Below are 21,960 nucleotides of genomic sequence, written 5' to 3'. Positions count from 1 at the left end.
GTAGGAGATGCTCAGCGAACACGGCAGAAGTGGCGTCAATAAGGTCGCCCCGCGGATCGCCGGCGTCTTCGTCAAGGCGGGCATCACGCCGAATATGATCACCCTGGTGGGCATGGCGGCGACCGTGGCCGCGGCCCTCGTGCTGTTCGGCAACGGCTACCTGTTCGCAGGGGCCATCGTCATCGGTCTGTGCACTCTGTTCGACCTCCTCGACGGCGCCGTGGCCCGCGCAGGAGGTACAGGTAGTCCCTACGGCGCGCTGGTTGACGCGGTGTCAGACCGCATTGCCGACGGCGCGATTCTCGGCGCGCTCTTGTGGTACGTCATCCACCGCGAACCGGACAATTCCATGGCGATCGTGATGTTGCTCATCGCGCTCACTTTCTCGCAGGTCGTGTCCTATTCGAAGGCCCGCGCGGACGCCGGCGGACTCGCCACTCCCGGTGGGCTCATGGAACGGGCCGACCGGTTGGTCATCGTTCTCGTCGGGGCGGGCCTCGAGGGCCTCGGCGTGCCATGGATGCTCGAGCTCGGAGTGAGCATCGTGGCCATCGGTTCAGTGATCACCGTGGTCCAGCGCGTCCTCGGTGGCCGCGCCTCTTACCTCAAGTCCGAGCCCCAAGCCGACGGTGGACGTCCCCCGCACGAGAAGGAACAGTAGATGGCGCAGGCTTCGGAACACCCCGCGAACGAGGCGACGCTCGCCGAACGTGCCTCCGATCTCGGCTACGCCGCCGGCTGGATGGCCGTGCGCGCGCTCCCGGACCAGGTTGCCCGCGGACTGTTCAACGCCGGTGCCGACGTGGCCTGGCGGCGGATGGACGACAACTCGCAGCTGCGGGCCAACCTCGCTCGCGTGCTCGGTGTCCGTCCTGCCGCCGTGCCCGAGTGGTTGATTCGCGAATCGATGCGGTCCTATGCACGATACTGGCGCGAGGCGTTTCGACTCCCGACGATGAACCGGAAGGCCCTCGTCGACAACATCACCGAGCATATCGTCGGACGCGAGAAGCTAGATGCCGCCCTCGCCAAGGGCAACGGCCTCATCTTCGCACTTCCACACTCGGCCAACTGGGACCTCGCCGGTCTGTGGCTAACCACGCACTATGGCGGCTTCGCCACGGTCGCCGAGCGGCTCAAACCGGAATCGCTGTACCAGCGTTTCGTCGACTACCGCGAAAGCCTCGGATTCACCGTGCTTCCACTGACAGGCGGCCAGACAGCGTCGTTCCCCGAGCTCAAGAAGGTGCTCGCCGATAACGGAATCGTGTGCCTCATGGGCGAGCGGGATCTGCGCCGCACCGGTGTCGAGGTAGATTTCTTCGGCGCCCGCACACGCATGCCGGCGGGACCGGTAAAGCTTGCCCAGGAAACCGGAGCAACGCTGATGTACGCGGAACTTTTCTACTCCGACGACACCTACATGCGCATCGTCGCCAACGATCCGATCGATGTGAGCGGTACGGTCGAGGAGGGCACCCAGCTCCTGGCCGACGACTTCGCCGCCGGGATCGCTCGCCATCCGCAGGACTGGCACATGCTTCAGCCGCTGTGGCTCGAGGACCTCGACGCCGATCGGCAGGCATTTCTCGCGGGCTCCGAGGGAGTTGGCAGTTCCGGAGATCGGACCTGATGCGCATCGGTGTCGTCTGCCCGTATTCGTTCGACCATCCCGGCGGGGTCCAGATCCACATCTCCGATCTCGCTAAGGAGATGCGCGGACAGGGCCATGAGGTATTCATCCTCGCCCCAGGCGAGCGCGGTACGGAACCGGACGAATTCACCACTTTCGTCGGCAAAGGCGTGCCGATTCCGTATAACGGTTCGGTTGCCCGCCTGTCCTTCGGCTACCCCACGTGGCGTGCGACGAAGAAGTGGATTGCACGAATCGAGCCCGATGTTCTCCACATCCATGAGCCGAACGCGCCGAGCACATCGATGTTCGCGCTCGCTATGGCAACCGGACCCATCGTCGCGACGTTCCACACCTCGACGGCGTCCTCGCTCGTGCTCAAGACTTTCGAGGGCGTGTTGTCACCGTTCCTCGAGAAGATTCGCGGCCGCATCGCGGTCTCCGATGTCGCGCGCCGCTGGCAGGTGCAGGCCCTCGGCTCCGATGCCGTCGAGATCCCCAACGGCGTGGACGTCTCCTTCTACAAGGCGGCACGCGACTCCGTGGCCCTCACAAGGGACCGTTCCGATGACGACGGAAGGACGCGTCCGCCCGCCGTCACCTTTCTCGGCCGCTTCGACGAACCCCGCAAGGGGCTGGGCGTGCTTCTCAGGGCGTGGCCGGCGGTTCGCGAACGGATTCCGGATGCGCAGCTGTGGGTGATGGGCGGCGGCGACAAGAACGAGGCACTGGCTTTGCTCGGAGACACCGGGGGCGTGCACTTTCTCGGCCGCGTCGACGACGAGGACAAAGCCCGCACTCTCGCCGAGGCCGACGTGTACTGCGCTCCGAACACCGGGGGAGAGAGCTTCGGCATCGTGCTTGTCGAGGCAATGGCGGCGGGCACTGCGGTTCTCGCTTCCGATCTCGACGCGTTCCGCCGAGTGCTGCGCGACGGCGAATGCGGTCAACTGTTCGCCACCGGCCGTTCCGAATCCCTTGCCGAACACCTCGTGGCGCTGCTCGAGGAACACACGCGGCGAGCGGACCTCGTGGCCCGCGCCACCGAGGCTGTCGAGGGCTACGACTGGCCGGTGGTGTGCACGCGCGTGCTTCGCGTGTACGACACCGTGCGCGCGCCGGGGGAGAAGGTTCGCGTGTCCGGCGGCGCTCGCTTTCGTGACGTCGCGGGGGCGAACCCATCCAGCGGTCGCGGACGGGGCGAAAGGGGAGAGCACTAGATGTGGTGGATCCTCGTAATCGTCCTGGCGGTCCTCGTGGCGTTGGCATCGCTGCTCGCCTATCTCACCGCGCATCGCCTCGACCGTCTGCACATCCGCACGGACCTGGCAGCGGCCGCCCTGCACGAGGCGTTCCTCCGACGTCATACCGTGGCGGTAGCCATTGCCGAGGGACTCGGCCCCGAGGACGAGCGCGCCGCCGAATGGATCCGTAGCTGCATCGGGCGCGCCAAACACCGCTCGGCCGACAGGTTCACCCCAGGAGCCCCCCAGACCGGCATCGAGCAGACGGAAAACGATCTGACCAGTGCTCTATCGGTTCTGCCGCCGGAATCGATGGGGCCGCATCTGCGCGCCGAGGCCACCGATGTCGGGGATCGACTCGAAATGGCTCGGCGGTTCTACAACGACGCAGTTCGGGACACACGCCGGCTACGGGAGAAAAAGGTCGTGTCCTGGTTCCGCCTTGCGGGATCGGCGCCGATGCCCGAATACATCGAGCTGGTCGATCCGTCCTACAATTAGACGTCTGGCCTTGCCGTGAACACCGGCGGGGCAAATCGATTCTATGTGAATAGCGTTTACCGAGGAGGCACCTTGAGCACCGCGAACGAGACCCAGAACGAGCGAGGCACAGCCCGCGTCAAGCGCGGTATGGCCGAGATGCTCAAGGGCGGCGTGATCATGGACGTCGTGACCCCGGAGCAGGCGAAGATCGCCGAGGATGCCGGTGCCGTCGCCGTGATGGCGCTCGAGCGTGTTCCCGCTGATATCCGTGCGCAGGGCGGCGTGGCCCGCATGTCCGACCCGGACCTCATCGACGGAATCATCAACACCGTGTCGATTCCAGTGATGGCGAAGGCGCGCATCGGCCACTTCGTCGAGGCGCAGATCCTGCAGTCGCTGGGCGTCGACTACATCGACGAGTCAGAGGTGCTCACCCCGGCCGATTACTCGAACCACATCGACAAGTTCGACTTCACCGTCCCGTACGTGTGCGGTGCGACCAATCTCGGGGAGGCGCTGCGCCGCATCACCGAGGGCGCGGCAATGATCCGTTCGAAGGGCGAGGCCGGCACGGGCGACGTCTCCAACGCGACGACCCACATGCGCCAGATCCGCGGCGAGATCCGCAAGCTCTCCGCGCTGCCCGAGGACGAGCTCTACGTGGCCGCCAAGGAGCTTCAGGCGCCGTACCCGCTGGTCGCCGAGGTTGCTCGCGAGGGCAAGCTGCCCGTCGTGCTGTTCACCGCCGGTGGCATTGCGACGCCCGCCGACGCGGCTATGATGATGCAGCTCGGCGCCGAGGGCGTGTTCGTCGGATCCGGAATCTTCAAGTCCGGCAACCCGGAGCAGCGCGCGAAGGCGATCGTCGAGGCCACCGCGAACTACGACGATCCGGATGTGCTCGCTCGGGTCTCCCGCGGACTCGGCGAGGCCATGGTCGGCATCAACGTCGACGACCTTCCCGAGCCTCACCGTCTCGCCGAGCGCGGCTGGTAGCCCGAGGAGAGCGCAGCGATGCCTTCACTTTCTCAGGTCACCGATATCGAGAGGATCGACCGGGACCTCTACCGCGGTGAGCCGATGGATTCGCAGCTGATCCGCACCTACGGCGGACAGATCGCGTGCCAGACGCTTACCGCGGCGGTGCGCACGGTAGAGGCCGACCGTTCGGTTCATTCGCTTCACGGATACTTCCTGCGCGCGGGCGACCCGAAGAAGTCGACAGTATTCTCTGTGGATCGGGTGCGTGACGGTCGTTCCTTCAGTACTCGTCGGGTATCTGCTCTTCAGGAGGGCGAGGTCATCTTCTCGATGAGCGCCTCGTTCCAGGTTGGCGGCCAGGAAGGGTTCGAGCATCAGGATCAGATGCCCGAGGTCGTCGGCCCAGAGGACCTGACAAATATCCGCGACCTCGATCTCAGCGGGCAGCCGAGGGCGTTTTTCGATGAATGGACCGAATGGGATATCCGCTTCATCCCGGCCGACCAGCAGAAGCTATACCCGGTACTCGCGGCCCAACAGCGCGTCTGGTTCCGCTACACCGGCGAGCTGTCCGACGACCCGAATGATCACGTGTGCGCCCTCGCCTACATGTCGGACATGACTCTGCTCGGCTCCGCCCGGGTCCCGCATCCGGGAGTGGAAATTCAGGAGGCTTCTCTCGACCACGCCATGTGGTTCCAGCGTCCGTTCCGGGCAGACGAGTGGTTGCTATACGACCAGACCTCGCCGTCGGCGACGCTCGGACGTTCGCTCACCCAAGGCCGCATTTTCGATTCGCACGGCAACCTCGTCGCCGCAGTCACCCAAGAAGGACTCACCCGCACGGGCGGATGAACCGCCGCGCAGACGTCCGCGACATAGACATAAGGAACTCATGCCCCAGGCTTCAACCGCCCGCATCGGCGTCCTCGCCGTTCAGGGCAATTTTCGCGAGCACATCGCGCACCTGGACGCGTGCGGCGCGGAGACAGTTCGCGTTCGCCGTCCGGCGGATCTCGAGGGCATCTCTGGCCTCGTATTCCCCGGAGGGGAGACGACCGCGATGTCCAACCTCATCCGCCTGCATGAGCTCGAAGCGCCACTGCGCTCGGCACTCGCCGGTGGGCTACCGGTCTACGGTTCCTGCGCGGGCATGATTCTCCTCGCCGGTGAGGTCCTCGACACGCGCGACGATGCCATCAACTTCTCCGCGCTCGACATCACGGTCCGTCGGAACGCGTTCGGGCGTCAGGTCGACTCTTTCGAGACCGAAATCCCGTTTGACGGCGGAGACCGCATTCGCGCGGTCTTCATCCGCGCCCCGTGGGTCGAAAAAGTCGGTCCCGAGGCGAAGGTGCTCGCCGAAGTCACCGATGCTTCGGGCGCCCCGGTGGCCGTGGCGGTTCAGCAGGACAACGCGCTCGTCACCTCCTTCCACCCAGAACTCACCGACGACCTGTCGGTTCACGAGCACTTCCTGCAGATGGTCAACTTCCGTGCCGAAGGGCCGGGACGCCCGAGCGCTGTGCCGTAGCCATGCGCTTGCTCCCGTCACGTTTAGACTGGAGGGAAAGCGCTGCACGGTTTCGCCGAAAACTCTGCCCAGGCAGCACGATGTTTTCGCATCCGATGCGCGCGCGAACACTTTGACTTAGCACGTTTCATTGACAAGGAGGCGCTCATGTCGGGCCATTCCAAGTGGGCAACCACCAAGCACAAGAAGGCGGCAATCGACGCCAAGCGCGGCAAGCTCTTCGCCAAGCTCATCAAGAACATCGAAGTCGCGGCGCGCACCGGCGGCGGGGACCCAGCCGGAAACCCAACGCTGTACGACGCGATTCAGAAGGCCAAGAAGAACTCGGTCCCGCAGGACAACGTCGAGCGTGCCCGCAAGCGCGGAGCGGGCGAGGAAGCCGGCGGCGCCAACTGGGAAACGATCATGTACGAGGGCTACGGACCGGGAGGCGTCGCGGTGCTCATCGAGTGCCTCACCGATAACCGCAACCGCGCGGCCGGCGAGGTCCGTACCGCCATGACACGAAACGGCGGCAATATGGCCGATCCGGGTTCGGTGGCCTACCTGTTCAGCCGCAAGGGCGAAGTCGTTCTCGACAAGGGTGAGAAGACCGAGGACGACATTCTCATGGCGGTCCTCGAGGCCGGCGCCGATGAGGTCAACGACCTGGGCGAGCAGTTCGAGATCGTCTCCGAGCCGACTGATCTGGTCGCGGTCCGTAGCGCGCTGCAGGAAGAGGGCATCGATTACGATTCCGCCGAGCTCGGCTTCCGTGCATCGGTCGAGGTCGAGGCGGATGCGGAACTCGCCCGCAAGGTCTTCAAGCTCATCGATGCACTCGAGGACTCGGACGACGTGCAGAACGTCTACAGCAACATCGATGTCTCGGACGACGTTCTCGCCGAGCTCGACGCGTAGCCAATCACCGCTTTCAGGAGAATGTAGACGATGCGCGTCATGGGATTCGACCCCGGGCTGACGCGCTGCGGCATGGCGCTCGTCGAGACTGGAAAGGGCCGACACGTCGTCGCATTGGATGTCGACGTGGTCCGCACCCCCTCGGATGAGCGACTCGAGCATCGCCTCAAGTCGATCTTCGAGGCGGCTTGCGAGTGGATGGACGTCCATCAACCCGACATTCTCGCGATCGAAAGGGTGTTCGCGCAGAACCAGCGAAGCACGGCGATGGGGACCGCTCAGGCGGCCGGAGTCGTTGCCCTGGCCGCGTCGTATCGCTCGATCCCGGTCGACTTCCGTACACCTTCGGAGGTCAAGGCCGCCATCACGGGAAATGGGCGCGCGGACAAGAAGCAGGTGACGACGATGGTCACGCGCATTCTCGGCCTGCAGAAACCTCCGCAACCGGCCGACGCTGCCGATGCTCTCGCGTTGGCCGTGTGCCATGCCTGGCGCGCCCCTGCCGAATCGCTGACCTCTGCACATTCAGAGGCTGGTCAGGGACCTTTGTCAGGGTATGAGGCTAAGGTGGCGGCCGCGCTCAGTCAGCGTGCCGCTGCTGGAGAATCCGCGGTACGGCAGCGCCCCTCGAATAAGATTCGGTAGCGCAAGGGGCAAGTCGGTATGTTGCACGACGGAATGAGGAAGAGGCACACGTACGAATGATTTCCACGTTGAGGGGCCGAGTCCTCGAGGTCGCTTTGGGGCACTGCGTCATCGAAGCCGGAGGAGTGGGATTACTCGTGCTCGCGACTCCGGCCGCGCTATCGACGCTGCGCCGTGGGGAAGATGGATTCCTCCACACGACTCTAGTTGTGCGTGAGGATTCTTTGACGTTGTACGGATTCGAATCCGCGGCAGCGCGCGAAGTCTTCGGGCTTGTCCAGGGAGTCAGCGGGATCGGCCCCCGCATCGCTTTGGCGGTTGTGGCCACTATCGATCCAGCCGACCTCGCGGCGGCCGTCGCGAACGAGGACGTAAAGACGATCCAGCGCGTGCCTGGGGTCGGCAAGCGAACTGCCGAGAGGATGATCCTCGACCTGCGCGAGAAGCTCGACGCATATGCGGATGCTGGTGCAGCGGCCGAGGTCTCGAAGGGAGAGACAATCAACGGAGGCGGACGCAACACGGAGGTGGTCACCGCGCTCGAGGGACTCGGCTTCCCCACAAAGGACGCTGCTTCGGCCGTTGCCACGGTCTCGGAGGGCGAACCGGACGCGGATCCGGCTGCCCTGCTTCGACTCGCGCTCAAGCAGCTCGGACCCGGTAAGTAGGGGAGATCATGTCGCAATTCCACGACGGCGATATAAGTGATTCCGAGTCGGAGCTCGATGTCACCGCTACGTCGATAACTCCTTTCGATTCCGACGCGGAAACTGCGCTGCGTCCGCGTAGCCTCGACGAGTTCGTCGGCCAGGATTCCGTTCGCGAGCAGCTCCGCGTCGTCCTGTCCGCGGCGAAGGCTCGTGACGAGGCCCCTGATCATCTCTTGTTCGCTGGGCCGCCCGGACTCGGCAAAACCTCGCTGGCGATGATCGTCGCTGCGGAGGTCAACGGCGCTTTACGCCTCACTTCCGGCCCGGCGCTGGTTCGCGCCGGAGATCTGGCGTCGATCTTGACGAACCTACAGCCCGGGGATGTTCTCTTCATCGATGAGATCCATCGTATGGCTCGCGAGGCCGAGGAAATGCTGTACCTCGCCATGGAGGACTACCGCATCGACGTGATGGTCGGCAAGGGGCCCGGGGCAAACTCCATCTCCCTGGATATTGCACCATTTACCCTGGTCGGAGCTACGACTCGGTCCGGCTCTCTCACCGGACCGTTGAGGGATCGCTTCGGGTTCACCGCCACGATGGACTTCTACGAAGATGCGGATCTGGCCCATATCGTTACCCGAACTGCGGGGATACTCTCGGTTCCGCTCGAGGAGCGCGCGGCTGCGGAAATCGCGCGACGCTCCCGCGGAACACCACGCGTGGCCAATCGTCTCTTGCGTCGCGTGCGCGATTACGCCGAGGTCAAGAGCGATGGACGGATCACGCTGGAACTGGCCGATTCCGCGCTTCGGGTGTACGAAGTTGATGCTATCGGCCTGGACAAGTTGGACAGGGCCGTCTTGCGATCCCTTATGCAGATCCACGGCGGCGGCCCGGTGGGGCTCGGGAGTATTGCCGTTGCCGTAGGCGAGGAACGCTCGACGTTGGAAGAGGTCTGCGAGCCATACCTCGTGCGAGCAGGGCTCATGGCGCGTACTCCGCGCGGACGGGTCGCCACTCCTGCTGCCTGGGAGCACATGGGGCTACGGCAGGCGGAATATACGCAGCGCGCCCCGTCACGCGAAGGCCCGGAATCCGCTGACGAAGATGCGCTGTTCCGGTAGTAGACCGCCCGCGCCCACGTGTGCTGTTGCTCACGCTAAGGCGGTAGGCTTTCGCGGGCGTAGGAAAATTTGTCCTTAGATTTGGAGTGAAAAACCAATGGAACTATTGCTGCCGCTTCTCATTGTGGTGCTCTTCGGCCTGATGGTCATGCAGATGGTTCGTCAGCGGAAGACGATGAAGCAAGTTCAAGAGCTTCAGAACGACCTGCAGCCCGGCGATCTGGTGATGACGACGGCCGGCCTGCACGCAAAGGTTGTCAGTACCTCCGAGGCGACTCTTGACCTCGAAATCGCTCCGGGTGTCGTGTCGACCTGGGATCGCAGGGTAATTCGCGAGCGGCTCACCCCGCAGGAGCCGACGGCCGCCCAGGACCTCGGAACCACAGAGTCCCCTGAGAACCCGGACAGCCCAACGGGACCCGATTCCGAGAAGTAGTTCCCATCCGCGCCGCGCCGCGCAAAGTGTTTGCGTTCGGTGCATTTGGAGCGGGTAGAGTAAACGCGCCTCGCTTGCCGATCGCTGCTGCGGGTAGGACCCAGGATGTAGCCCCGATTTTCGGGGCGGGCCCGCGGTGATGAGCTGCCTTCCGAGGGACGCATCGCCGTTGCCGGCCACTTAGTGCAAGGAAAGACACCTCTACGTTGACTGCACCAAAAACGAACCGACGTAAAGACTCGCGACCACGTCCGTGGTGGTTGATGTCGATCTTCGGCCTTGTCACGATTTTTCTTTACCTACTCGCGTTCATGACGTCGACGGGCGCGTTCGCTCCCAAGTTGGGTATCGACTTGCAGGGCGGTACGCGGGTGACGCTCGTGCCCCGCGGTCAGCCCGACGAAGAGTCGATGCAGCAGGCTACGGACATCATCCGTGAGCGAGTCAACGGACTCGGCGTCTCCGGCGCCGAGGTCGTTCTCGACGGAAGTAATATCGTCCTCACGGTCCCGGGCGAAGACGCGACGGCCGCGCGCGACCTCGGCGAGACATCGAAGCTCACGATCCGCCCCGTGGTGCAGGTTGTTCCGATGGCCGATCCGTTCAATTTCGAACCGACACCGGACACCGCCGGCGATCAAGAGGCCGCGGAGAAGGCGATCGAGGACGCGCGGGCCGAGCGCCAGGGCGACGATCAGGCCGCCCTCCAGCAGAAGCTCAACACGTGGAACTGTCCGGAAACCGATTTGCTCGCCGGAGTCGATAATCCGGACCAGTACCTCCTCGCATGTGGCGACGGGCAGAAGTACCTCCTCGCACCGCAGCCCAGAGTCGACGGCGCCCCTGAAGGGCCGGCGGGCTATCTCGATGGTGAGAAGATCCAGCGAGACTCCGTCAGCGCGGGATTCGACCAACAGCGTGGACAGATCCAGGTGGCCTTCCGTTTCAACGGTGGCCCCGTCAACGCGTCGATGACCTGGTCACAGCTCACTCAGGAGTACCTGAACCAACAGGTCGCCATCCTCATGGACAATGAGGTCATTAGCGCGCCGGTTATCCAGGGCGTAACTCCACCCGGCTCCCAAACCTCGATCACCGGTTTGGACGATATGGATACCGCCCAATCACTGGCCTCCAACCTCCGCTTCGGCGCACTTCCGGTCTCGTTCGAAGAACCAAACGTCGACAATGTCCCCGCGAGCCTGGGACAGGCCTCGCTTGACGCCGGCCTCCTCGCGGGCGCGGTCGGTCTGCTCCTCATCCTCGGCTACTCGCTTCTCTACTACCGGGTCATCGGCTTCCTTGCCTTCCTGTCGCTGATCTTTGCGATCGTGCTCACGTACGGAGTGCTGGTCCTGCTGGGTAATTGGATCGGATACACCCTCGATCTCGCGGGCGTCGCGGGCGTCATCATCGGTATCGGTATGACCGCAGATTCGTTCGTCGTCTACTTCGAACGAATAAAGGACGAACTCCGCGAAGGACACCGATTCAGATCCGCGGTACCTCGCGGTTGGAAGAACGCCTCCCGCACCATCGTCACAGGCAACATGGTGTCCGTTATCGGCGCAGTGGTCCTTTACGTACTGGCCATCGGCGAGGTTCGAGGCTTCGCGTTCACGCTCGGCCTCACCACGATCATGGACATATTGGTCGCGTTCACAATCATGTGGCCGCTGGTCTACCTCGCGTCCACGAAGCCTGTCTTCTCGAAGAACTCGATGAACGGTCTCGGCGCCATGGAGGATCTCCGCGTCAAGGCTGTCGCCGAGCACCGAAACGAGGCCGCGCGACGCAACGCCGCAGCCGAGGATGCCGCGACCACGGCCGGCAGCACACCTTCTTCTCAGTCCAAGGGGGACGACGCCTGATGAGCACCACAGTCGATCAGCCGAAAGACTCGGCGGACGCCCCCGTCCCCAATGACACGGCAAAGAAGGAAAGCTGGCTCAACCGCCTCTACACGGGTACAGGCGGCTTCCCGATCGTGCAGAAACGCAAGTTCTACTACACGATCTCGCTGATCATCCTCCTCGTGTGCCTCGGCAGCATCGTTTTCCGCGGCTTCTCGCTCGGCATCGATTTCGAGGGCGGCACCAAGCTGTCCGTGCCAGCGGAGGGCGTCGATACCGAGGTGGCTTCCCAGATCGTCTCGGATGCGACCGGGGAAGAGGTTGCCGAGGCGCAGCTCATCGGCGCCGGCGGCGGCCGACAGGTCGAGATCCAGATGCCGTTCCTGAGCACGCAACAGATCACGGATGCGAAGAACGCACTGTTCGAGGAATATCAGCCGATGAACGCCGCGGGCGAGGTCTCACCCAATGCCATCGGTGACTCGAACCGCTCCGAATCATGGGGTAGCGCGGTCACAAAGCAGGCGATCATCGCGCTCATCGCGTTCGTCGCCATCGTGTTCGTCTACATCATGATTCGATTCGAGGCAGCCATGTCCGCAGCCGCGATGGTGTCGATGTTGTACGTCCTCGTGTTCACGGCGGGCATATATTCGATCGTCGGGTGGGAAGTCACCCCGGCCATGGTCATCGGCCTTCTCACGATTCTCGGCTTCGCGCTCTACGACACCGTGGTCGTCTTCGACAAGGTGCAGGAGAACACCGCGGGCATCAGACACAGGTCGAAGTTCACCTATGCCGAAGAAGCGAACCTCGCCGTCAACCAGACGCTGATGCGATCGATCAATACGACGGTGATCTCGCTGTTGCCGCTCGCGGCGCTCGTGATCATCGCGGTCGTAATTCTCGGTGTCGGGACGCTGCGCGATCTCGCTCTCGTTCAGGTCGTGGGCATTTTCACCGGCACATTGTCGTCGATCTTCCTCGCGACGCCGCTGCTGGTCGATATCAAGACCCGCCGCAAGGACATCAAGAAGCACGACGAGGCAGTACTGCGACGGAGGCGGCAAGCCGAAACGGCTTCCGCCTAGTCACCGAGCACGACAGGTTCATCGGACACCACACGAGGATGGTCTCGGCTATGAGCGATTTCAGTACCGCGAACGCGCTGATCGAACGACACGCACGCCGCGTGCCCGATTTCCCGCAGCCCGGAGTCGAGTTCATCGACCTCACACCGGTATTGGCCGATTCGGAGGCATTCGACTGCGTTATCGACGCGCTCGGCGGAGAGTGGTCGGGCATCGACCTCGTAGCGGGGCTCGACGCGCGGGGCTTCCTCCTCGGCGCGGCGGTGGCGATGCACCTGAACACGGGCGTACTCGCCATCCGCAAGTCGGGCAAGCTACCGCCCCCGGTGTTCTCTCGCACATACCAGCTCGAATACGGCGAAGCGACGCTTGAAATCCCGGCCGAGGGCGTTGAACTGGCAGGTAGACGAGTTCTCGTTGTCGATGACGTGCTCGCGACCGGCGGCACGGTCGCCGCTGCGGTCGAGTTGCTCGAAGAGGCGGGCGCAGAAGTCGCGGGTATTTCTGTGGTGCTTGAGGTCCCCGGATTGGGCGGTCGCGATAAACTCGTCGGACACAACGTTCGCTGCCTTTCTGCCGGATAGGTCGCGAACCGACCACGTCGTGTTAGAGGGGGAGGCCTAAATGACCGTCGCAAATCCTGGTCCGAACCCCGAAGACAGGCGCACCCAGCCATTGCCCGTGGCCAACCCCAAGGCCACCAGAGGCGTGTACGCCCGGTGGGCCCGGAGGATGACGGCGCCGCGCACATCTCCCACGCCCTTGGTGCTCGAACCGCTGCTGCGCGTCCACAGGCGATACCATCCCAAGGCCGATGCCCAGCTGCTCGCTCGCGCCTACAAACTCGCCGAGCACAAGCACGAAGGGGTGCTCCGCAAGTCCGGCGACCCGTACATCACCCATCCTCTCGCCGTCGCGACGATTTGTGCGGAGATGGGCATGGACACCACGACCCTCGTCGCGGCACTTCTGCACGACACGGTCGAGGACACCGACTACACCCTCGACCAGCTGCGTGCCGATTTCGGCGATATCGTAGGCCACCTCGTCGACGGCGTGACCAAGCTCGACAAGGTCAAGTTCGGCGAGACTGCCGAGGCGGAGACGATCCGCAAGATGATCGCGGCGATGGCCAAGGACCCGCGTGTGCTCGTGATCAAGGTGGCCGATCGCCTTCACAACATGCGCACGATGCGGTTTCTCCGCCCGGAAAAGCAGGCCAAGAAGGCACGCGAGACCCTCGAGGTGATCGCCCCGCTCGCTCATCGTCTCGGCATGGCGACCATCAAGTGGGAACTGGAGGACCTCGCGTTCGCGATCCTCGAGCCGAAAAAGTACCAGGAGATCGTGCGGCTCGTCGCAGACCGCGCGCCGAGTCGGGACGTGTACATCCGGACGGTGAAGGACCTCCTCACGAAGGAGCTGCGAACCTCGCACATCCATGCCACCGTCGACGGCCGGCCGAAGCACTACTGGTCGATCTACCAGAAGATGATGATCCGCGGCCGTGCGTTCGACGAGATCCATGATCTCGTCGGAATCCGGATACTCTGCGACTCGGTACGTGACTGCTATGCGGCGGTCGGCGTCGTGCATTCCCTGTGGGCGCCAATGCCTGGACGGTTCAAGGACTACATCGCCGCCCCGCGGTTCGGTGTGTATCAGTCCCTGCACACCTCCGTCATGGGCCCAGAGGGCAAGCCCCTGGAGATCCAGGTCCGCACGAACGAGATGCACCATGCCGCCGAGTACGGCATTGCCGCGCACTGGCGCTACAAAGAGACCAAGGGCCGCCACGACGGGGACGCCGCGGACATCGATGAGATGGCGTACTTACGCCAGTTGCTGTCGTGGCAGGCAGAAGCCGAAGACCCGAGTGAGTTCCTCGACAGCCTGCGCTTCGCGATCAACTCGAAGGACATCTTCGTTTTCACGCCTAAGGGGAAGGCGATCAGCCTGCCCCAGGGCGCCACGCCTGTGGATTTCGCATACGCGGTCCATACGGAAGTCGGGCACCGATGCATCGGCGCGAAGGTAGACGGCAAGCTCGTCGCACTGGAGAAACCGCTCACCAACGGCGTCACCGTCGAGATCTTCACCGCGAAGGACGCGAGCGCCGGACCGAGTCGAGATTGGCAGAACTTCGTCGTTACGGGACGCGCGAAGACCGCGATCCGCCAATGGTTCGCCAAGGAACGACGCTCGGAGGCGCTCGAACGCGGCAAGGAGCAGATCGCCCGGGAGATCCGGCGCTCCGGCGCACCTATCCACCGGCTATTTTCCAACGACTCGCTTACCGCGGTAGCCAGGGAGTTGTCCTACTCCGACGTCACCGCCTTGTATACGGCGGTGGGCGAGGGGCACCTGTCCGCCACTCACGTGCTGTCCAAGTTGATCGCCGATTTCGGCGGCAGCGAAGAGGTATCCGAGGAGCTCGCCGAGCGTTCGTCGAACAAGAAGGTACCGAAGGCCAATCTCAGCGAGCGAACGACGGCCTCTGGCGTGCTCGTCGACGGGCTAGACGATGTCGTGGTCAAGCTCGCACGCTGCTGCACGCCTGTGCCCGGCGACGATATCCTCGGTTTCGTCACCCGGACCGGCACGGTCAGCGTGCACCGGACTGATTGCACCAATGCCGCGGAGCTCAAGCGCGAGGCCGAACGACTGGTCAAGGTCGAATGGTCCGGTGCGGAACCGGACGGGCTGTACCTCGTCGCGGTGCAGGTGGAGGCTCTCGACCGGCAACGGCTACTTTCTGACATCACCAAGGCGATCGCGGACGAGAATGTGAACATCTTGTCGGCGACCCTGCAGATGAAGGACGACAACAGGGTGACCATTTCGCGGTACTCGTTCGAGATGGCCAACCCCGGCCACCTCGGGCAGGTGTTGTCGTCGGTGCGGCGAGTCGAGGGCGTGTACGACGCCTACCGCATCACGAATTCCGCGAACTAGTGCGGGCGCGCCCAAGTTCATAACGAAACGACAGAACCCGGTCCGAGAATGAATCTCGAACCGGGTTCTTCGCGAAGAAGTGAATGCGGTTAGGCAGGGGCCTCGGCCATCTGCGCATCCTCGCTCAGCTCGGGCTTCTCCGGGGGAGTCGGCACCTCTTCTTCGTCGGTGACGACGGCCTTTTCGATCTTGACTTCCTTCTTGGGAACCTCGGAGTCCGGGTTCTGCGGGTCGTCACTCTTGGTGCCCTCGTCGGCGATCTTGTCGAGCGTCTTCAGGCCCTCTTCGCCGATGTTGCCGACGACGGAGTACTCCGGCGGCAGGTTCGAATCCTCATAGACGAGGAAGAACTGCGAGCCTGCGGAGTTGGGCGCCTGTCCCTTGGCCATAGCCACCGTTCCCCGCGGATAGACGGAGGTCTGCCCGTCTGCGCCGGCCTCGAGATCCGTCGGCGGTTCGTCCTGCACGTTGTATCCGGGCCCGCCCAGACCGGTGCCGGTCGGGTCGCCGCACTGGAGGACGGATAGTCCGCCACCCATCGCCGCAGCCTGGTCCGGATCCGTTTTGGTCAGGCGGTGGCAGATGGTGTCGTCGAAGTACTTCTGGTCGACCAGACCCAGCAGGCTCGCCGTGTTGCACGGGGCCTTCGCGCGGTCGAGGGTCAGGTCGATGTCGCCGCTGTTGGTCGTGAGGTCGACGTCCGCGGTGCCGTGGCGGTACTGGTCGCCCTCCGGCGCGTCGGCGGAGACCTTTTCCTTCTTGGCGATCTCGATCTTGTCGTTGAGATCCTCGTACTGCTCGCGAGTCGCCTCATCCGCCTGATCAATCTGCTCCTGCGGAATCGGCTCCATCTGATCGTCCGCGGACGGCGCATAGTCGCACTCCGCCCAGTCCGCGAGATATGCGTCCATCGCCTCCTGCTCGGCGGCGATCTGGTTCTCGTGCATGTTCTCGCGCACCTTCATCGTGACGCCGGTCGCCACGAGACCCAGCACGATGACCGAGGCCACCGCCACGAGGGTCATGGTGGTCCGCTTCTCGCGCTTCTTCTGTGCAGCGAGCTCGTCGCGCAGCCGTTGCCGCGCCTCAGCCCGGCGTTCCTCATTCGTGGACACTAACTCTCCCGGTCTGCTCGGCTAGCGTTGTAGCTAGCTAATAGGGTGCAATGAGGAGGTCCGGGTGCCACTCGGAGCCAGCGACACCGCACCTCGTCCAGCGAACCAGCCTAGCGCCAACAGGCTTAGTCCCGTGGAACCAAGGGCTATGTTCCGGCAAAGGATCGGGTAATTTTTCTCGCTCAGGCGATAAGACAAGGAGAGTGGACGGCATGAAGATCCTCGGTTTCCCAGCAGGAATGTTCCAGACCAACTGCTACATCGTCGTTGGAGAGGATTCGCGCTGCGTCGTCATCGACCCCGGTCAGGACGCTGCGCCACGGGTTCACGAGCTTCTGGAATCCGGCGGGCTCACCCCGGAGGCAGTGTTGCTCACACACGGTCATCTCGATCACACCTGGAACGTCCGTGAGGTCGCCGATCATTATGAGATCCCGACGCTGATCCATCCCGACGACCGATTCATGCTCACCGATCCGGCCAAGGGGATGTCCGCGGACACCGCGAGCTTTCTCCAGGGACAGGAGTTCGCCGAGCCGAAGGTGGTGGTGGAGATGTTTGACGGCGAGGAACTCGAATATGCGGGCCTTCGATTCAGCGTCGACCATGTCCCGGGGCACAGCGAGGGCTCGGTGTCCTTCACGACGACCGCCGATATCGAGGCCGACGGCGGGGCGATGTCCGATGTGACCGTGATGTTCGGAGGGGACGTGCTGTTCAATGGCGGAATCGGGCGAACCGATCTGCCCGGAGGGGACCACGAGGTGCTCCTCGCCTCGATCGCGAAGAAATTCCTGTCCAGGGACGATGACGTTGTCGTCCTGCCCGGCCACGGACCGCAGACGACGGTCGGCCAAGAGCGAGCGGCTAATCCCTTCCTACGCGGCCTCGGCTAGCCCCAGCACGCATTCTCTCACGCCGGCGGTGTACGCTACCTGGTGTTTTAAGGTTAAAGTTCCCTCTCCTGGAAAGGTCCTCGGTGTCTGGTTCTGAGTCGAAGGGCAAGAAGACCAAGCTCAGCGCGCCCAAGGGTGTCCCGGATTACGTGCCGCAGGAATCGGCCGAGTTCCTCGCGGTGCGCGGCGCCATCCTCACCGCCGCCGAGCGCGCCGGGTACGGGTACATCGAGTTGCCGATCTTCGAAGACACCACACTCTATGCGCGCGGGGTAGGTGAATCGACCGACGTCGTCAGCAAGGAGATGTACACCTTCGCTGACCGCGGCGACCGTTCGGTGACGCTGCGACCCGAGGGCACCGCGGGAGTGGTCCGCGCGGTCATCGAGCATGGTCTCGACCGCGGGCAGCTTCCGGTCAAGTTGCGCTACGCCGGGCCGTTCTTCCGCTACGAACGGCCGCAGGCCGGCCGCTACCGCCAGCTCCAGCAGGCGGGGATCGAGGCTATCGGTATCGACGATCCGGCGCTCGATGCCGAAGTCATCGCCATCGCAGACGAGGGCTACAAGCGTCTCGGTCTCACCGGTTACCGGCTCGACCTCACCTCGCTCGGAGATGCGCAATCGCGCCTGCCGTACCGGGAGAAGCTCCAGTCTTTCCTCTCCGAACTGGATCTCGACGACGCGACTCGGGAGCGCGCGGCGATCAATCCGCTGCGTGTGCTCGACGACAAGCGCCCGGAGGTACGCGAGCAGCTCGCCGACGCCCCGCTCATGCTCGATAACCTCTCCGACGAGGCCGCGGAGCATTTCGCCGAGGTGCGCCGCCACCTCGACGCGATGGGTGTCGCCTACACGATCAACCCGCGGCTGGTGCGTGGGCTCGACTACTACACAAAGACCACGTTCGAATTCGTCCACGAAGGCCTCGGTGCTCAATCCGGCATCGGCGGTGGCGGACGTTACGACGGGCTCATGGCGCAGCTCGGCGGACAGGAACTCTCGGGAATCGGCTTCGGAATCGGTGTCGACCGAACGATGCTTGCGCTGCGCGCCGAAGGCGTCGACGTGGCTCCGGCTTCCCGGGTCGACGTGTACGGCGTTGCGCTCGGGACCGAGTCGCGTGCGGCGATGGTCCCGCTCCTTGCCGAGCTTCGTGACGCCGGGCTGCGCGTCGACATGGCCTATGGAAACCGCGGCATGAAGGGCGCGTTCAAGGGCGCGGACCGCTCCGGCGCCGCGCACACGCTGGTACTCGGCGAGCAGGAAATCGCCGAGGGCAACTGCATCATCAAGAACATGGCGGACGGCCAACAGCGCACCGTCGCGTTGGGCGAGGTCGTCGCGACGCTCGCCGGCTAGATCTGGGCGTCAAAGGTGTTGCAGGAGTCGACGGAGCCGTTGCGGTACCCGTTGACGAACCACGTGCGCCTCATGTCGGACGAACCATGGGTCCACGAGCTCGGGTCGACGCGGCCCGAGCCGAGGCTCTGGATGTGATCGTCGCCGATCGCCTCCGCGGAACGGACGATCTCGTCGATATCGGACTCGGTGAGGGACTCGAGCAGCGGCAGATCGCCTCCCGGGGCGGCGGTCGTCGTCGCATAGTGCGCCCAGATACCGGCATAGCAGTCCGCCTGCAGCTCGACCCGGACCGCTCCCGAACTCTCGCCCTGCGGGTCCTGTTGGGACCGTTGTATATCGCCGAGCAGTGTTTGCACGTGGTGGCCGAACTCGTGCGCGACCACGTACATCTGTGAGGCGGGGGCGTTCGATCCGCCTAACTGCCCCGCGAGTACCTGGTCGAAGAACTCCGGGTCGAGATAGACGTTGTTGTCTGCGGGACAGTAGAAGGGCCCCATGGCCGAATCCCCGGTGCCGCAACCGGTGGAGATCTGCCCGGAGAACAGGTTTGTGTGCGCCTGCTCGTAGCGCATGCCGGTCTGCTCCGGTAGCTGCGCGGTCCACACGTCCTCGATGCTCTCGGTCGTCGCGACGATGCGGCACACGGTGTCGGTGTTGGCCACCTCGAGCGTGCAGGAATCGATCTGCTCCTGGAACTGCTGCGCCGAGGCGTCGGTCCCCATGTTTCCGCCACCTCCCAGGGCGCCGGTATTGACGCCGAGTTCGGATGGGTTGATCCCGAACATCACGGCTATGAGCACGACCACGATGCCGCCGACGCCGCCGCCCACGGCGACCCCGCGACCGCGCCCGCCGCCTCCTCCGGACACGCCCGAGGTGTCGAGATTGCCCTGCCTTCTGAACGTCATGGGGATTCTCCTCGTGTGGAACGTCGGCGCGGGTGCGCGGGATGGGATCGGGCCGGTGCCCCGGCGGGTGCTGCCCGCCGTGATGCGCCGTAGGATTGGCTATTGTACTGAGCGCGCCGCGTGGGCTTGAGTCACGCTAATTAAGCCACGTCCGGCGTCATAGGAAAACCAGAACACCTAAAAACCAACGACCGTCGACGGTAGACCGCGGCCGGGCAGTGCGCCGGCCGGCAGGACGAGCGCCGGCGGGAGTGAGGAAAGGAAGCCTCGTGCTGCGTACCCACTCGGCAGGACAGCTGCGCGCCGGCGATGAGGGCACCACCGTGACCCTCGCCGGCTGGGTGGCCCGTCGCCGCGACCACGGTGGCGTGATCTTCGTGGATCTCCGCGACTCCACCGGAATCGCCCAGGTCGTGTTCCGCAACGAGGATGTCGCCGACGCAGCGCACCGCCTGCGTTCGGAGTACTGCATCCTCGTTACCGGAACCGTCGAGACCAGGCCCGCCGGTTCGGAGAACCCGAACCTGCCGTCGGGAGACGTCGAGATCAACGTCGAGAAGCTCGAGGTGCTCGGCGAGTCCGCTCCGTTGCCGTTCCAGCTCGACGACGAGGTCGGCGAAGAGGCGCGCCTGCGCTACCGCTACCTCGACCTGCGCCGCGAAGGTCCCGGCAAGGCGCTGCGCCTGCGCTCGAAGGTCAACGCCGCCGCCCGCGAGGTCCTCGGCGAGCATGATTTCGTCGAGATCGAGACGCCGACGCTGACCCGCTCGACCCCCGAGGGCGCCCGCGACTTCCTCGTGCCGGCGCGCCTGCAGCCGGGCACGTTCTACGCGCTCCCGCAGTCGCCGCAGCTGTTCAAACAGTTGCTCATGGTGTCCGGCATGGAGCGGTACTACCAGATCGCGCGCTGCTATCGCGACGAGGATTTCCGCGCCGACCGCCAGCCCGAGTTCACCCAGCTCGACGTGGAGATGAGCTTCGTCGACCAGGACGATGTGATCGCCCTCGCCGAGGACATCCTCGCGAACGTGTGGAAGACCGCCGGCTACGAGATCACCACGCCGATCCCGCGGATCACCTACGACGAGGCGATGCGCCGCTTCGGCTCCGATAAGCCCGACCTGCGTTTCGATATCGAGCTCGTCGAGTGCACCGAGTACTTCAAGGACACGACGTTCCGCGTGTTCCAGGCGCCGTACGTCGGCGCAGTCGTGATGGAAGGCGGCGCCTCGCAGCCGCGCCGCCAGCTCGACGCGTGGCAGGAATGGGCAAAGCAGCGCGGTGCGAAGGGACTGGCGTATATCCTCGTCGGCGAGGACGGAGAGCTGTCCGGCCCCGTCGCGAAGAACATCACCGACGCCGAGCGCGCGGGTATCGCCGAGCACGTCGGCGCGAAGCCCGGCGACTGCATCTTCTTCGGCGCCGGCGGCGTGAAATCCTCGCGCGCCCTGCTCGGCGCGGCGCGCGGCGCCATCGCCGAGAAGCTCGGACTCATTCGCGAGGGCGACTGGGCGTTCACCTGGGTCGTCGACGCACCGATGTTCGAGCCCGCCGAAGAGGCCACAGCTTCGGGCGACGTCGCGCTCGGCAACTCGGCGTGGACCGCCGTGCACCACGCCTTCACCTCACCGAAACCGGAATTCCTCGATACGTTCGACACCGATCCCGGTTCCGCCCTCGCCTATGCCTACGACATCGTGTGCAACGGCAACGAGATCGGCGGCGGTTCGATCCGTATCCACCGCCAGGACGTGCAGGAGCGCGTGTTCGGCGTGATGGGCATTTCGGCAGAGGACGCCCAGGAGAAGTTCGGCTTCCTGCTCGACGCGATGTCCTACGGCGCCCCGCCGCACGGCGGAATCGCGTTCGGCTGGGATCGGATCTGCTCGTTGCTCGCGGGCACCGATTCGATCCGCGACGTCATCGCGTTCCCGAAGTCCGGCGGCGGCGTCGATCCGCTCACCGACGCACCCGCGCCGATCACCCCGGCACAGCGCAAGGAGTCCGGCATCGACGCAAAGCCGAAGGCGCGCGGACCGAAGCCGGCCGAAGGCGCGGCGGACGGCGAAGAAACGGCGAAGTAGCCACCGGCCTCCTCCCGCCATTGGCGCATATGACGGCGGAGGCGCGTGGCCCCCTGGGGGT

At 64.5% G+C, this 21,960-nt stretch carries 21 protein-coding genes; 19 read left to right on the top strand and 2 right to left on the bottom strand.

Annotated elements, in window-relative coordinates; genetic code table 11:
* Nucleotides 1-7: 7 nt before the first annotated feature.
* From pgsA to BJL86_RS08675, 16 genes are all read left to right on the top strand, one after another.
* Nucleotides 8-661, top strand: coding sequence for a phosphatidylinositol phosphate synthase (gene pgsA / locus BJL86_RS08750; RefSeq protein ID WP_067470972.1), 654 nt, complete (start codon nt 8-10; stop codon nt 659-661).
* Nucleotides 662-1,633, top strand: coding sequence for a phosphatidylinositol mannoside acyltransferase (locus tag BJL86_RS08745; RefSeq protein ID WP_067470974.1), 972 nt, complete (start codon nt 662-664; stop codon nt 1,631-1,633).
* Nucleotides 1,633-2,853, top strand: coding sequence for a glycosyltransferase family 4 protein (locus BJL86_RS08740; protein WP_067470976.1), 1,221 nt, complete (start codon nt 1,633-1,635; stop codon nt 2,851-2,853). The genes BJL86_RS08745 and BJL86_RS08740 overlap by 1 nt, the downstream gene beginning before the upstream one ends.
* Entirely contained in the window at nt 2,854-3,378 is a 525-nt protein-coding gene (locus tag BJL86_RS08735) for a LemA family protein (RefSeq protein ID WP_067470978.1), read from the top strand.
* Between the two features lie 72 nt (nt 3,379-3,450).
* Nucleotides 3,451-4,356 carry a pyridoxal 5'-phosphate synthase lyase subunit PdxS gene (gene pdxS, locus BJL86_RS08730; RefSeq protein ID WP_156515170.1) on the top strand — a complete coding sequence of 302 codons (906 nt, stop codon included), beginning with the start codon at nt 3,451-3,453 and terminating at the stop codon, nt 4,354-4,356.
* 18 nt (nt 4,357-4,374) lie between these two features.
* On the top strand, nt 4,375-5,196 hold the full coding sequence (locus tag BJL86_RS08725) for an acyl-CoA thioesterase (protein ID WP_067470980.1): 822 nt from the start codon (nt 4,375-4,377) through the stop codon (nt 5,194-5,196).
* Between the two features lie 40 nt (nt 5,197-5,236).
* Nucleotides 5,237-5,875 carry a pyridoxal 5'-phosphate synthase glutaminase subunit PdxT gene (gene pdxT, locus BJL86_RS08720; protein WP_067470982.1) on the top strand — a complete coding sequence of 213 codons (639 nt, stop codon included), beginning with the start codon at nt 5,237-5,239 and terminating at the stop codon, nt 5,873-5,875.
* Between the two features lie 147 nt (nt 5,876-6,022).
* A complete protein-coding gene (locus tag BJL86_RS08715; RefSeq protein WP_067470984.1) occupies nt 6,023-6,775 on the top strand; it encodes a YebC/PmpR family DNA-binding transcriptional regulator in 753 nt (250 codons plus the stop codon).
* A 30-nt stretch (nt 6,776-6,805) separates the two neighbouring features.
* Nucleotides 6,806-7,420 carry a crossover junction endodeoxyribonuclease RuvC gene (ruvC, locus tag BJL86_RS08710; protein WP_067470985.1) on the top strand — a complete coding sequence of 205 codons (615 nt, stop codon included), beginning with the start codon at nt 6,806-6,808 and terminating at the stop codon, nt 7,418-7,420.
* A 56-nt stretch (nt 7,421-7,476) separates the two neighbouring features.
* Nucleotides 7,477-8,088, top strand: coding sequence for a Holliday junction branch migration protein RuvA (gene ruvA / locus BJL86_RS08705; protein ID WP_067470987.1), 612 nt, complete (start codon nt 7,477-7,479; stop codon nt 8,086-8,088).
* 8 nt (nt 8,089-8,096) lie between these two features.
* A complete protein-coding gene (gene ruvB / locus BJL86_RS08700; protein ID WP_067470989.1) occupies nt 8,097-9,197 on the top strand; it encodes a Holliday junction branch migration DNA helicase RuvB in 1,101 nt (366 codons plus the stop codon).
* Between the two features lie 97 nt (nt 9,198-9,294).
* Nucleotides 9,295-9,633 carry a preprotein translocase subunit YajC gene (gene yajC / locus BJL86_RS08695; protein ID WP_067470991.1) on the top strand — a complete coding sequence of 113 codons (339 nt, stop codon included), beginning with the start codon at nt 9,295-9,297 and terminating at the stop codon, nt 9,631-9,633.
* A 263-nt stretch (nt 9,634-9,896) separates the two neighbouring features.
* On the top strand, nt 9,897-11,504 hold the full coding sequence (gene secD, locus BJL86_RS08690; RefSeq protein WP_067471323.1) for a protein translocase subunit SecD: 1,608 nt from the start codon (nt 9,897-9,899) through the stop codon (nt 11,502-11,504).
* Entirely contained in the window at nt 11,504-12,577 is a 1,074-nt protein-coding gene (gene secF / locus BJL86_RS08685) for a protein translocase subunit SecF (RefSeq protein ID WP_067470993.1), read from the top strand. Before secD ends, secF begins: the two co-directional genes overlap by 1 nt.
* 50 nt (nt 12,578-12,627) lie before the next feature.
* On the top strand, nt 12,628-13,161 hold the full coding sequence (locus tag BJL86_RS08680; RefSeq protein ID WP_067470995.1) for an adenine phosphoribosyltransferase: 534 nt from the start codon (nt 12,628-12,630) through the stop codon (nt 13,159-13,161).
* A gap of 40 nt (nt 13,162-13,201) precedes the next feature.
* Nucleotides 13,202-15,532, top strand: a complete 2,331-nt coding sequence (locus BJL86_RS08675) for a RelA/SpoT family protein (protein ID WP_067470997.1) — start codon at nt 13,202-13,204, stop codon at nt 15,530-15,532.
* 89 nt (nt 15,533-15,621) lie between these two features.
* Here the strand turns inward: BJL86_RS08675 and BJL86_RS08670 are convergent, their stop codons facing one another.
* Nucleotides 15,622-16,647, bottom strand: a complete 1,026-nt coding sequence (locus tag BJL86_RS08670; protein ID WP_067470999.1) for a peptidylprolyl isomerase — start codon at nt 16,645-16,647, stop codon at nt 15,622-15,624.
* A 212-nt stretch (nt 16,648-16,859) separates the two neighbouring features.
* Here BJL86_RS08670 and BJL86_RS08665 point away from each other — a divergent pair, with 212 nt between their 5' ends.
* Both BJL86_RS08665 and hisS read left to right on the top strand, forming a co-directional pair.
* A complete protein-coding gene (locus tag BJL86_RS08665) occupies nt 16,860-17,543 on the top strand; it encodes an MBL fold metallo-hydrolase (RefSeq protein ID WP_067471001.1) in 684 nt (227 codons plus the stop codon).
* A gap of 83 nt (nt 17,544-17,626) precedes the next feature.
* Nucleotides 17,627-18,904 (top strand): histidine--tRNA ligase, encoded by a 1,278-nt coding sequence (gene hisS, locus BJL86_RS08660; protein ID WP_067471003.1) that lies wholly within the window; start codon nt 17,627-17,629, stop codon nt 18,902-18,904.
* Here the strand turns inward: hisS and ypfJ are convergent.
* Nucleotides 18,901-19,815, bottom strand: coding sequence for a KPN_02809 family neutral zinc metallopeptidase (gene ypfJ, locus BJL86_RS08655; RefSeq protein ID WP_067471005.1), 915 nt, complete (start codon nt 19,813-19,815; stop codon nt 18,901-18,903). The two genes, hisS and ypfJ, sit on opposite strands and share 4 nt — an antisense overlap.
* A 269-nt stretch (nt 19,816-20,084) precedes the next feature.
* On the opposite strand from ypfJ, the gene aspS reads away from it, so the two are divergent.
* Nucleotides 20,085-21,899 (top strand): aspartate--tRNA ligase, encoded by a 1,815-nt coding sequence (gene aspS / locus BJL86_RS08650; RefSeq protein WP_067471007.1) that lies wholly within the window; start codon nt 20,085-20,087, stop codon nt 21,897-21,899.
* Nucleotides 21,900-21,960 lie beyond the last annotated feature (61 nt).

The sequence above is a fragment of the Dietzia timorensis genome (assembly GCF_001659785.1).
Classification (GTDB): Bacteria; Actinomycetota; Actinomycetes; order Mycobacteriales; family Mycobacteriaceae; genus Dietzia; species Dietzia timorensis.
Note: the sequence above shows the minus strand (reverse complement) of the source record. Positions and strands in the feature narration are given on the sequence as shown.